The 13,761-nt window shown below is 38.6% G+C and carries 10 protein-coding genes; 7 read left to right on the top strand and 3 right to left on the bottom strand.

Annotated elements, in window-relative coordinates:
• The first annotated feature begins 18 nt into the window (after positions 1–18).
• The 7 genes from asnB (at position 19) to ACIQZI_RS10260 (ending at position 10,747) form a co-directional block, all read left to right on the top strand.
• Complete coding sequence (gene asnB, locus ACIQZI_RS10230) at positions 19–1,869, top strand: asparagine synthase (glutamine-hydrolyzing) (protein WP_403073977.1); 1,851 nt, start codon at positions 19–21, stop codon at positions 1,867–1,869.
• A 610-nt stretch (positions 1,870–2,479) separates the two neighbouring features.
• The gene (locus tag ACIQZI_RS10235) at positions 2,480–3,772 is read left to right on the top strand and encodes an extracellular solute-binding protein (protein WP_062182180.1); all 1,293 of its coding nucleotides are present in this window, start codon (positions 2,480–2,482) and stop codon (positions 3,770–3,772) included.
• Between the two features lie 297 nt (positions 3,773–4,069).
• Complete coding sequence (locus ACIQZI_RS10240; protein ID WP_403072710.1) at positions 4,070–5,353, top strand: carbohydrate ABC transporter permease; 1,284 nt, start codon at positions 4,070–4,072, stop codon at positions 5,351–5,353.
• 2 nt (positions 5,354–5,355) lie between these two features.
• Positions 5,356–6,198 (top strand): sugar ABC transporter permease, encoded by an 843-nt coding sequence (locus ACIQZI_RS10245; RefSeq protein ID WP_403072713.1) that lies wholly within the window; start codon positions 5,356–5,358, stop codon positions 6,196–6,198.
• A 40-nt stretch (positions 6,199–6,238) separates the two neighbouring features.
• On the top strand, positions 6,239–7,780 hold the full coding sequence (locus ACIQZI_RS10250; protein ID WP_403072716.1) for an alpha-amylase family glycosyl hydrolase: 1,542 nt from the start codon (positions 6,239–6,241) through the stop codon (positions 7,778–7,780).
• A gap of 129 nt (positions 7,781–7,909) precedes the next feature.
• Positions 7,910–9,571: a glycoside hydrolase family 13 protein gene (locus tag ACIQZI_RS10255; protein ID WP_403072719.1), complete on the top strand. Its 1,662-nt coding sequence runs from the start codon at positions 7,910–7,912 to the stop codon at positions 9,569–9,571.
• 156 nt (positions 9,572–9,727) lie between these two features.
• Complete coding sequence (locus ACIQZI_RS10260) at positions 9,728–10,747, top strand: LacI family DNA-binding transcriptional regulator (protein WP_403072722.1); 1,020 nt, start codon at positions 9,728–9,730, stop codon at positions 10,745–10,747.
• Positions 10,748–11,026: 279 nt separating this feature from the next.
• Here the strand turns inward: ACIQZI_RS10260 and ACIQZI_RS10265 are convergent, their stop codons facing one another.
• From ACIQZI_RS10265 to ACIQZI_RS10275, 3 genes are all read right to left on the bottom strand, one after another.
• Positions 11,027–11,899 (bottom strand): SDR family oxidoreductase, encoded by an 873-nt coding sequence (locus ACIQZI_RS10265; protein ID WP_403072725.1) that lies wholly within the window; start codon positions 11,897–11,899, stop codon positions 11,027–11,029.
• A 372-nt stretch (positions 11,900–12,271) separates the two neighbouring features.
• Entirely contained in the window at positions 12,272–12,763 is a 492-nt protein-coding gene (locus tag ACIQZI_RS10270; RefSeq protein ID WP_062182159.1) for a YajQ family cyclic di-GMP-binding protein, read from the bottom strand.
• 108 nt (positions 12,764–12,871) lie between these two features.
• Positions 12,872–13,741, bottom strand: a complete 870-nt coding sequence (locus tag ACIQZI_RS10275) for a DegV family protein (protein ID WP_403072729.1) — start codon at positions 13,739–13,741, stop codon at positions 12,872–12,874.
• Between the last annotated feature and the right edge of the window lie 20 nt (positions 13,742–13,761).

Below are 13,761 nucleotides of genomic sequence, written 5' to 3' on the forward strand. Positions count from 1 at the left end.
ATTGAAAGGATGAAGGTTATGTGCGGTATTACAGGTTGGGTTCACTTTCAACGAGATCTGCGCAAGGAAAGAACGGTTATAGAACAGATGACGAATACACTGGTGAAAAGAGGTCCAGATGAACACAACATTTGGCATGATACCCATGTGTCGTTTGGTCATCGCCGGTTGACTGTCGTCGATTCAGAAGGCGGTAAACAGCCAATGGCAAAAGAGAAAGACGGAAATTCTTATATCCTTTGCTACAACGGTGAACTTTATAATACCGAAGAACTTCGCAAAGAACTACTATTAAAAGGATATTCCTTCAAAGGTCATTCTGATACAGAAGTTTTACTAACTTCTTATATAGAATGGAAAGAAAAGTGCGTGGATTTTTTTAATGGCATTTTTGCCTTTGCGATCTGGGATGTGAACGAGCAGAAGCTATTTATTGCAAGAGATCGTTTGGGCGTGAAGCCGCTGTTTTACTTAGAAACAAATGGCGGTTTCTTGTTCGCTTCAGAGCTTAAAGCCATTCTGGCGCATCCTGAAGTGAAGGCTGAAGTAACAAGAGAAGGTTTGGCCGAAATATTCGGGCTAGGGCCATCGCGAACACCTGGATCAGGGGTATTTCGTGGCATAAAGGAACTGCGGCCTGCACATGCATTAACTTTATCACAGCAAGGTCTTAGAATATGGCGTTATTGGAATGTGAAAAGCATGGAACATCAAGATTCGCTTGAAGAAACATCAGAGAAGGTGAAGTTTCTTGTTTGTGATGCGGTGACTCGCCAGCTCGTTTCCGATGTACCATTATGTACGTTTCTATCAGGTGGTGTTGATTCTAGTGCCATTACAGCAATCGCTGCTGATTCCTATAAAAAGACTGGGAAAGGGAGGCTGCATACTTATTCGATTGATTACGAAGACAATGACAAGTATTTTCAATCGGATGAATTTCAACCAAACTCTGATGCCAAATGGATCAAGCTGATGTCTGATCAATTCGACACAGTGCATCATAACTCAGTCATCACTCAGGAGACATTAATTGATTATTTAACCGAAGCTGTCACAGTTAGAGACCTTCCCGGAATGGCAGATGTAGATTCTTCCCTATTGTGGTTTTGCAAGGAAATCAAACAAGACTTTACAGTGGGTCTATCGGGCGAATGTGCGGACGAAATATTCGGTGGATATCCGTGGTTTCATCGCAGTGAAGATTTGAAACGCTCAGGGTTTCCGTGGATGCGTTCCACAACTGAACGAGTTTCTTTGCTAAAAGAAAATTGGCGAAGCAAACTAAGGTTAGAGGAATATGCTGAAGCGAAATACTTGGAGACGATTGCGGAGATGCCAAGACTTGATGGAGAAAAAGGAGTAGAAGCAAAAAGGAGAGAGCTATTTTACTTGAATATAGTATGGTTTATGACCACGCTACTTGATCGGAAAGATAGAATGAGTATGGGGGCAAGTCTCGAAGTTAGGGTGCCATTTGCCGATCATCGTCTAGTGGAATATGCATGGAATATCCCTTGGGAATTGAAAATGACAGGAAATCGGGAAAAAGGAATCTTGCGTAAAGCGTTAGAAGGCATGCTACCAGAAGAAATCTTATATCGTAAAAAAAGTCCCTATCCGAAAACACATAATCCGGTATACACAGATGGAGTCCAAAACTGGCTAAAGCATGTACTAGAGGATCGAAACTCGGTTCTTCATGAGTTCTTCGATAAGCAAAAACTTCACGATATTATCGAATCAAAAGGAGCGGCGTTTAAAGAACCATGGTTTGGTCAGCTTATGTCAGGTCCACAGCTTTTAGCGCATCTTGCTCAAATCGATGTGTGGTTTAAGGCATATGGAATTCAAGTTATTGAATCATAAAAGATCGAGAATTTGTTCCGGTTTAACAGGCTGTAATACCCCGATTGGTGAGATACAGTGAAACTTACCGCTGTGATCTTCAGTGGTTTAGTTGAACCAATCGGGTTCGTACTGTCGATTGATCGAAGCGAAAGCGTAGATCTTAGCGACAGTAGAACGGGACTAACCATCAGAGGGGATGAAAAAAACCTCTGACGGAAGTTTCACTTTATGTGTAACCATTTAGTGATGAAATTATCTGTTAAGTAGGGTATCATTACCAAGTAGAAATAAATTCTTCTTGGTAATGGTTATTCTTTTGGATGTAATACCCCAGTATTTAAAGCATTTATTAGTCTGATTTATCAATCAAAATAATAAAATTCTAAAAATTCACTTGTCAAAATCAAGAATAATTGTATAATTAGGTTTATAAAGTAGTGCAATCGGTTTCGCAAATTATACCTAAACCTTAGAAATCTAGAAGTCTTTATTTTTGAGGAATTTTTAAAGATAAGATGCATAATTTTATTATTAGGATAATTGGTAGCGTTTACATAATGGATTTCCAGCAACAAGTGCGCAAACGATTGCTGACTTGTAAAATCAAAACACAAATGGGGGTTAATTCATGAAGAAGCCATTGTCTATTTTTATGATGCTTATGTTGGTACTTGGTATACTTGCTGCATGTGGAGCTCCTGAACGAGAAACAGGAACAAAATCCACGAATGAAACTAAAGATAAAGATAAGGCAGCAGAGGAAGCAAAACCAGAAAAACTAATTGTATGGGAAGACATTGATAAAGCAGTAGCCCTTAAGCCAGCAATTGAATCATTTGAAAAAGAATACGGCATTAAAGTTGAGTTTCAAGAGTTGAATATGGCTGATAAAATGCGTGATCAATTGCGACTAGATGGACCAGCTGGAAACGCTCCAGATGTCGTGACATTGCCTCATGATCAAATTGGTCAAGTGGTAATAGAAGGTTTGATTCAAGAAATCAATGTATCAGATGATGTTCTTCAAACATTTACTGAATCATCTGTAAGCGCTCAAATGTATGATGGGAAATTATTTGGTCTGCCAAAAGCGACAGAAACACCTGTATTCATTTATAACAAAGCATTAATGAGTGAAGCGCCCAAAACGATGGATGAATTATATACTCAAGCAAAAGAGCTAACAAAAGGTGACCAATACGGATTCTTAGCGCTATGGGATAACTTCTACTTTGCACATGGTGTAATCGCAGGGATGGGCGGTTATGTATTTAATCAAACGGACAAAGGTCTAGATCCAAAAGATCTAGGTTTGAATAACATCGGTGCGATCAAAGGTGCAGAATACATCCAAAAATGGTACAAAGAAGGACTATTCCCTAAAGGAATCATCGGAGATAACGGCGGTTCAACGAAAGATGGTTTATTCAACCAAGGGAAAGTTGCCTCTGTAATGGATGGTCCTTGGGCATTCCAAGGAATGAAAGATGCTGGAATTGATATCGGTATCTCTGAGATACCTACACTCCCAAATGGTGAGCATATGAAAACATTCATGGGTGTTAAAGGGTGGAATGTAACAGCGTTTACGAAAAATCCATACTGGTCAACAAAATTAGTTGAATGGTTGACAAATGAAGAAAACGCGAAAATTCGGTTTGAATTAACACAAGAAATTCCACCGGTGAAAACATTGATTGAAGATCCGATTATTACAGAAAATGAAGGTGCTAAAGCTGTGGCCGTTCAATCACAATACGCAGTTCCAATGCCTAATATTCCAGAAATGGCAGAGGTTTGGGAGCCAGCAGCTTCGGCCCTACAAACGATTGCAACAGGAAAGGCTGAACCGAAAGCAGCGATGGATGATGCAGTAAAAACAATCGAAACAAACATTACAACAAATCATCCTTCAAAATAACGGATGGAAAAAATAATAAATACAACTAAATAATAGGAAACGTATTAGGTCAGACCTCTACAGACTAAGTTAGCCTGTAGAGGCAGACCCTTATAGGTGATTGATTCGTTTTTGAACATCCTCTAATAGAATAGCTACCGGCATTAGGCCGTTTTTTAAACACTCATAAGGCAAGCGTTTGCACATTAAAGTAAGCAAAAAGTAAAACTGCTATCCGTGAGGGCTCTCGTGCCCTCATAAATGGGTAGTTAAACCGATATGAAATTCTATGCTCCTATGAAAGGGAGGTTGATTAAGGTGGATGTTATAATTCCAGCAACTAAACACGGCAGAAATGCCGCACTATTATCCATCATTCCTGGATTTGGGCAGTTTTATAATAAACAATTTGTAAAAGGATTTATCTTCCTTATTCTAACAATCGCCTTTTTCGCCAGTTTCTTAGATACATTGAACTGGGGCTTTTGGGGGTTGTTCACATTAGGAACGATTGCTGGACTTGATCATTCGATTTTCTTGCTGATTGATGGAATTATTGCCTTAATTATTACGGTGATTGGTCTAGCTATCTATGTATTCAATATGTACGATGCGTATAGTACGGGAAAAAAACGCGACCTTGGATTAGCGACTTCTTCAGTAAAGGAACAATATCATAATTTACTAGATAGTGGCTTTCCTTATTTAATGGTTTCACCAGGTTTTCTGCTATTAATTTTTGTCGTTATTTTTCCATTACTATTCGTTATTTTATTATCATTTACCAACTACGATTTGTATCATTCACCACCAGCGAAGCTTGTAGACTGGGTCGGAATCCAAAACTATATCGAGATCTTTAAGCTGGATTTATGGCGTAAAACATTTTTCGGTGTACTTGGATGGACGCTTGTTTGGACATTTGTGGCAACAACACTTCAGGTAGCACTTGGTATTTTCCTAGCGATCCTTGTGAACCAAAAGGATTTAAAAGGAAAAGCAATTATTCGTACGGTCTTTATTTTACCTTGGGCAGTTCCGGCTTTTGTTTCGATCCTAATTTTCTCAGGAATGTTTAATGAATCATTCGGTGTTATTAATACAGGTATCCTTCATGCGTTTGGAATTGATCCGGTTCCTTGGATGACAGAAGAAAACTGGACTAGACTTGCATTGATCTTCATTCAAACATGGTTAGGTTTTCCGTTTATCTTCGCCATGACGACAGGTGTGCTTCAATCGATTCCAGATGAGTTATATGAAGCAGCAAATGTGGACGGAGCGACCATTTGGCAGAAATTCACCAAGATTACCTTGCCGATGATTTTATTTGCGACAGCACCGATCTTAATCACTCAATATACCTTCAACTTTAATAATTTTAACGTAATCTTCTTATTTAACGGTGGTGGTCCAGCAATTCCAGGCCAAAACGCCGGTGGTTCAGATATATTGATTTCTTGGATTTATAGTCTGACTATGACTTCTGCGCAATATGGGAAAGCGGCTGCCATTACAATGCTTCTTTCAATCGTTGTTGTGACAGTTGCCCTATGGCAATTTAAACGGTCAAAATCGTTTAAAGAGGAGGATATGAACTAATCATGAGTATGAAAAAAAACAAAATCATTCGCTTAACTATTTCGTACCTGATCATCCTTCTGATGTGTGTAGTCGTCATTTATCCATTGCTATGGGTTATCGGCTCTTCCTTTAATCCTGGTCAAAGTTTATCAGGTGCATCAATGTTCCCGAAAAATCCAACAACTGCACATTATACGTATTTATTTGACTCGGAAAAATCAAATTATATTAGTTGGTACATGAATTCTCTAAAGATTAGTATTATCACGATGATCTCGACAGTCATTTTAGTATCATTTACAGCGTATTCATTTTCTAGATATCGTTTTATTGGACGGAAAAATGGACTGCTTACATTTCTAGTTTTACAAATGATTCCTAACTTTTCTGCATTAATCGCAATTTTTGTATTAGCGAACCGCACAGGCTTAATCGATACGCATCTAGGGTTAATCTTGATTTATGTCGGTGGTCAAATTCCGATGAACACATGGTTAATGAAAGGTTATTTAGATACGATCCCTAAAGAGCTTGATGAGTCTGCAAAAATGGACGGAGCAAGTCATATGAGAATATTCGTACAAATTATTATGCCTCTTGCTAAACCAATCATTGCAGTTGTTGCTTTGTTCGCATTTATTGCTCCATTCGGTGATTTTATCCTAGCGAGAATTATGCTACGGAGTAATGAGAAATTTACAATGGGGGTTGGGCTATATGAAATGGTAGCGAAACAATTCGGAAAAGAATTTACAACCTTTGCAGCTGGTTCAGTCTTAATCGCAATTCCGATTGCAATCTTATTCCTCTGTTTCCAAAAATACTTCGTTTCAGGTTTGACGGCAGGTGGCACGAAAGGCTAATCTTAAAGGCGTGAAGAAGTTACATAAGGGGGAAGCAGAAATGAGAAAAAAAGCATTTTCACTCATTTTGCTTTCGTTCTTACTTATTTACGCCCTACCCGCAGGTGCTGTTGAAAAGGAAGAACGAAAATGGCAGAATGAAATCGTTTATTCATTAATGATTGACCGTTTTAATAATGGGGATCCAAAAAATGACAAAGATGTGGATGTGAACGATCCACTTGCTTATCAAGGTGGTGATTTTGCCGGCATAACAGATAAACTTGACTATATTAAAGATATGGGATTTACAGCCATTATGCTGACACCTGTTTTTGATAATGAAGATGGTGGCTACCACGGTTATTGGATCAATGATTTCTATAATACAGATGAGCATTTCGGGACCATTGATGAATTCAAGCAGCTTGTAGCAGAGGCTCATAAGCGTGATATGAAAATTATCCTTGATTTTGTGGTCAATCATGTAGGACCGAATCACCCATGGGTAAACGATCCAGAAAAGAAGGATTGGTTCCATGAAAAGAAAGAAATCACAAACTGGAGTGATCAGAATGAAGTTGAAACAGGCTGGATATATGACCTCCCTGATTTAAATCAAGATTACCCAGAAACACGGAAGTATTTATTGGATGCTGCTAGATGGTGGATTCAAGAAACCGATATTGATGGATATCGCTTAGATACAGTCAAGCATGTGGATAAAGGTTTTTGGAGTGATTTTTCTAAAGTAGTCAAAGAAGAGAAGGAAGATTTCTATTTAGTTGGTGAGATTTGGCTGGATGATCCTACTGCTATTGCCAGCTATCAAGATACAGGCATTAATGGCTTTATGGACTTTCCACAAAATGCAAGTATGCGTGATGCTTTTTCTAAACCTGATCAATCATTGAATTTTCTATTCTCTGCACTGACCCGAAACGAAAAGATGTTCACCCACCCTGAATTGCTTGGGAAATTTATTGATAACCATGATATGACAAGGTTTACCCACGAAGTTGTTGCAAATAAGGAAAACCCGGAAACACGCTGGAAGCTTGCTTTAACGTATATGTATACAACACCGGGAATACCAATCATCTACTATGGTTCAGAAATAGCGATGAACGGTGGAAGTGATCCGGATAACAGACGACTTATGGGATTTAAGGCAGACCCTGTGTTAATTGATTATATTACGAAAATAAGTGAAATAAGGCAGCAACATCCGGCGCTAATGAAGGGTGACCTTGAAGTGCTTCATGCTAATGATAGTTCGGCTGTGTTTAAACGAACTTTTAAAGATGAAACGATTGTTGTCGTGATTAACAATTCATCGAAGTCACAAACGTTTGACCTAGACGCTGATAAATTTGGTAATGATAAGGAATTAAGAGGAGTGGTTGAGTATGATTTAGTACGCAATAATGATGGGAAATATTCGATTATTATTGATCGTGAAAAGGCTGAGATATATATGTTATCAGATAAATCAGGTCTGAATATTCCGTATATGGTTGCGATGGGAGCTGTCATTTTTGCATTTGTTATTTTCATTGTCTTCATTTTGAAAAGATCAAAGCGTAATCGATCTTTCAAATAGAAAATAGTAAATTGCCCTCCCTCGCATTCTATTTAAAGGCCAATCACAAGTATACTCTAAATTGGAAGTGGTACTTATAAAAATTTCAACTGAAACAAGCCGATACAATAAGAATCGGGAGGGGATTTAATGAAAAAGCAATGGTGGAAAGAGGCAGTTAGCTATCAGATTTATCCGAGAAGTTTTATGGATAGCAATGGCGATGGTATTGGGGATATTAAGGGGATTATTTCTAAGCTCGATTATCTTAAGGATCTGGGAATCGATGTGATTTGGATTTGTCCATTTTTCAAATCCCCCAATGCGGATAACGGCTATGATATTAGTGATTATCAAGATATATCCGGACAATTCGGTACGATGGAGGAATTCGACGAGTTGTTGGCAGAAATTCATGCACGTGGGATGAAATTAATCCTAGACTTAGTTCTTAATCATACAAGTGATGAGCACTCATGGTTTATCGAGTCAAGGTCTTCGAAAGATCATCCTAAACGTGATTGGTATATATGGAAAGAAGGCAAAGGGGATTCACCGCCAAATAATTGGGAAAGTATCTTCTCTGGAAGCTCTTGGGAATACGATCCTGTCACAGATGAATATTATTTGCATATTTTCGCAACGAAACAGCCTGATTTAAATTGGGAAAACCAAGAGGTTCGTTCGGCTTTGTATACAATGGTAAATTGGTGGCTTGATAAAGGGATTGATGGTTTCCGTGTTGACGCGATTAGTCATATAAAAAAACGGGAAGGATTCCCTGATATGCCTAACCCATACGGGCTTAATTATGTGCCGGCATTTGACATGCATACAAACCAAGAAGGGATTCAAGGTTTTCTCAAAGAATTAAAAGAAGAAACTTTTGCAAAATATGATATTATGACGGTCGGAGAAGCGAATGGGGTCGGAATTCACCAAGCAGATGATTGGGTAGGTGAACAAAATGGCAAGTTCGATATGATTTTCCAATTTGAGCACCTAGGTCTTTGGCGAAAAGGGATTGAAAAAGATGTTGATGTTGTCAATCTAAAGGAAACTCTTTCAAAATGGCAAACAAGTCTACATGAAAAAGGCTGGAATGCTTTGTTCTGGGAAAATCATGATCAGCCCAGAAGCGTGTCAAGCTGGGGGAATGATACCGAATATTGGAAGGAAAGTGCGAAAATGCTCGCAGCGTGTTATTTCTTCATGCAAGGAACACCGTTCATTTACCAAGGGCAGGAAATTGGCATGACAAATGTCCAATTTGAATCGATTCAGGATTATGATGATGTAGGTATGATCAACTTTTATAACATTGAAGTGGCTAAAGGCACTCCACATGATAACGTGATGGAAGTGATCTGGAACAGCGGAAGAGATAACTCAAGAACGCCGATGCAATGGAGTGATCATGAAAATGCTGGATTCACGGATGGAACCCCTTGGATGAAAGTAAATCCAAACTATGAAACGATAAACGTTGAACAACAGAAAAAAGATTCCGATTCGATTTATCATTTTTATAAAAAAATGATTCAGCTTAGAAAGAAGCATGAAGTGTTTGTGTATGGTGAATATAGACTACTTCTGAAGGAACATCCTGCTGTATATGCATATACCAGAACGTTAGAAAGTCAATCGGCGGTTGTACTTAGCAATTTCAAAAATGCGGAACAAACAATTAGCTTACCTGAAATCAAAGCTGAAGCATCGGAACTCCTGCTAGCGAATTATCCGGATAGTGCTGGAAGGCTGGCAAAAGAGGTTACCCTTCGTCCTTATGAAACAAGAGTGTACTTGTATTAAAAGAAACGGCGGAGCCGATTAATATGTATCGCTCCGCTTATTTTTTTAAATAAAAAATAGAAATAATGTAGATTCAAGGTGTATGATAGGTGCATAATTTTTTTTTGTTTTGTATAACAATACGAATGTAAGCGCTTAGAGAGGAGTAGGTGAATCATGGCAATTACAATAAAAGACGTTGCAAAATTGGCGAGTGTTGCTCCTTCGACAGTTTCGCGCGTCATCGCAAATAATCCTCGAATAAGCGAGAAAACAAAGGTTCGCGTCCGAGAAGCTATGGTAGAGTTAGGGTACCATCCAAATTTTATTGCACGAAGTCTTGCTAGTCAATCTACTCAAGTCATCGGTCTAGTTTTGCCGAGTTCATCCGATGTATTTTTTCAAAATCCATTTTTTTCAACGGTCCTTCGCGGATTAAGTGAGGGGGCTCATGAAAAGCAATATGCATTGCAAATGAGTACAGGAAAAACGGAAGAACAAATTTATCAGGATGTTGTCAACATGGTTCAAGGAGGAAGGGTAGATGGCATTATTCTGCTTTATTCCCGAATAGATGATAAAATCTTAAAATATTTGCGTGATCGTCAATTTCCGTTTGTCGTCATTGGCAGACCATACGAGTGGGAAGAAGAAATTACTCATGTGGATAATGATAATTACCGGGCTTCACGGGAAGCAACGGAATATTTAATAAGACTAGGCCACGATAAGATTAGTTTTATCGGTGGTAACATAAACCTAGTTATGACAATGGAGCGCCTGCAAGGATATCAAGAGGCTCTAAAAGGAGCAGGTATTCCAATTGTTCCTCAATATATTAGACACGATGAATTCTTGCTTGAACGTGGTCAAGAGGCAATCCAGGGATTACTATTGCTAGAAACTCCGCCAACCGCTCTACTTGTAACAGATGAATTGATGGCAATAGGTGTTGTTAACATGTTAACGAAACTAAAAGTAGCCGTACCAGAGAATATGTCCATAGTTAGTTTTAATAACGTCTTTTTTTCTGAATTAGCTAGACCGCAATTGACTTCAATTGATATTAATATTTTTGACTTAGGCTACCAGGCAGCGAAAAGTTTAATACAACTGCTTCTAAATCCTAAAGAACCAGTGAAACGAATTATCGTTCCCCATCAGCTGATTGAACGGGTTTCCTGTATAAACATATAAAACCTATTAACATGAAGGATCGATCATGAAGTACGCTACACTCGCTAAAATCACAATGGCGGCGGAGCGGAGCCAAAGTTTTGGAAGCTTTCTTGATCATATAAGTTTAGCTGCTAAGTAGCGGGTTTACTAGTAAGTCGCGAAGCCCCGTCCCCATGTCCTTCAAACGGGAGGTCTCAAGTCAGACATCGCAATAATTACATACAAGATAGATTAGTGTAAAAACAAAATTTACTGTATGTTAAAACGACGTCAGACCGTTTGAGACATCCCTTTTATTCATCCATTTATGACAGTTCCGCCATTTACATGTATCGTTTGCCCACTAATATAGCTTGCATCATCACTTGCTAGGAACACATAGGCACCTGCAAGCTCTTTGGGCTGTCCAGCTCTGCCCATTGGGGTATCCGCTCCAAATTTGGCTACATCTTTTTCATTGAATGATGCAGGAATTAAAGGTGTCCAAATCGGACCCGGAGCCACATTATTAACGCGAATTCCATCTTTCGAAATGGAATTGGATAGTGCTCGAGTAAAGGAAACAATAGCTCCTTTTGTAGAAGAGTAATCAATCAATTTGGGATTCCCTTCGTACGCAGTGATGGAAGCTGTATTGATAATGCTACTGCCTTTCTTTAAATGTGGCATTGCTGCTTTTGTGAGATGAAACATAGAGAAGATATTCGTTCTGAATGTTTTCTCAAGTTGCTCAGCTGTAATATCAAGAAAGTTTTCCTGGACATGCTGCTCGCCAGCATTATTTACGAGGATATCCAATGCACCGAACTCTCCAATTGTTTGCTCAATAACTCCTTTACAAAAAGATTCATCCCCTACATCTCCTGAAAGCAGAAGACATTTCTGTCCTTCCTTTTCGACAAGCTCCTTTGTCGTTTCTGCATCACTTTGTTCATCTAGATAAACAATCACAACATTTGCGCCTTCTTTTGCATAGTAAATCGCGACTGATTTACCAATTCCACTATCACCACCTGTAATAATCGCTGTTTTTCCTTGTAATTTACCGCTTCCTTGATACTTTGAACAGACGGATTCTGGCTTTGGGTGCATTTCTGATTCAACACCAGGTTGATGATTTTGATGCTGTGGTGGAAATGTTTGCTTATTCTGCTTGTCCTTGTTTTCCATATAGAAACCTCCTATTTCGTAATATCTACATCATTCATATTCCTTCGAATTGAAAAATAAAAACGTGGAAAAATATGGAATTAGTGTGAAAACTAAGGTAGGGAAGGCTTACGAGGAAATAAAGAGAAAGATGCCCAAAAAAGAAAAGGGGAGTACCCACATCTACTACATATCCTTTCGATATTGTGTAAATGATACGATAAACGGTGTATGGGTGTGAGGACTTACCCTTTTGTGACGTACTCTTATTATTCTACTTTGTTAAAATCACACATTTTCTTTCATTACAGCCATTCTGAGAACTACCGCTTATCTAAGAAAAAAAGAAGCCTAGGAAGTCAAATTACGGACTTCCTAGGCTTCTTTTTCACATTAGCGATAATTCATAAATTGTACCTCAATTGATAAGTCTGCGCCACGTATGGCAGAGATAATGCCTTGGAGATCATCGCGGTTCTTACCAGTTACGCGAATTTGATCATCTTGAATTTGGCTTTTCACTTTAAGACCACTATTTTTAATAATGGTATTGATTTTCTTGGCATGTTCTTTATCAATCCCTTGAATCAGCTTTGCACGCTGACGAACGGTACCACCTGAAGCCCCTTCGATTTTGCCGTAATCCAGGTTTTTGATGGGGACATTACGTTTTACCAATTTGCTGATCAATACGTCTTTTAGCTGATCAAGCTTGTATTCATCATCGGAAACTAAAACAAGCTCTTCCTTGTCAAGTGTAATCGTGCTAGAGCTTCCTTTAAAATCATAGCGAGTTTGAATTTCTTTCATTGCCATTGTTACAGCATTTGTTACTTCTGAAAAATCAACTTGTGAAACAATATCAAATGAACTATCTTTAGCCATTTTTACCTCCCGGAGTACATTGATTTCTATATATTATAGTGAATGTGGCTATGTAACACAACTAAAGTGCATGCATGTAGTTGTGTTACATAGATAAAAGGAAACAAATTATGATGACGTTTCTGGTAATTTATTTAAGAAAAATAATGCAATTGTTCCTGGTCCGGCATGAGAACCAATAACTGCCCCTATCGAATTAATTACAAAACTTTCTGTTCCAAATTCTTCTTGTATAGCTTGCTTCCATTCGAGTGCAGTCTCTTCATTATCCGCATGGCTGATTGCGATGGTTTGTTTGTCTAAATTTACCCCACGTTCATGCATAATTTCAATAACACGTTTCAATAATTTTTTCTTACCACGAATTTTTTCAAGGGGAATCAGCTTACCATCTTCAACATGAAGCAGTGGCTTAATATTTAAAAGGCCACCTACTATCGCAGAAGCTTTTGAAATTCGCCCGCCGCGTGCAAGGTATTCAAGATTGTCGACTGTAAATAAATGCTCCATATGTTGGGCTTGGAATGTGATATTCGCTACTAATTCTTCCTTTGAAGCACCACCATTAGCAGCATTGACCGCAGATTTCACGACAAGTCCATACCCTAGGGAGGCACATTTTGTATCGATAATCTCTAAATCAAGATTGGGGAAATCATCTTTTACTTGATTTCGGGCCATTACGGCTGTTTGGTATGTACCTGATAACTCAGATGAAAAGGCAATATAAATCCCTTGCTTTTTTTCTTTAGCCAACTCCGTAAATATTTCAAACAAATCTTCGGGAGAAGCTTGAGAGGTTTTAGGCGATTTTCCGTTACGCATGGCTTCATAGACTATATTTGGCTCGATCGTTTGTAGATCTTGATAATTTTGTCCATCAAGCAGAACTTGTAACGGAATAAAACGAAGGTTGTTTTCTTTATAGTAAGACAGTGGCAAGTCGCTTGCACTGTCAGCTAGGATGGTGATTGTCATAATTACACCTGCTTTCTAGA

It is taken from the genome of Peribacillus sp. NPDC096379 (assembly GCF_044762875.1).
Classification (GTDB): domain Bacteria; phylum Bacillota; class Bacilli; order Bacillales; family DSM-1321; genus Peribacillus.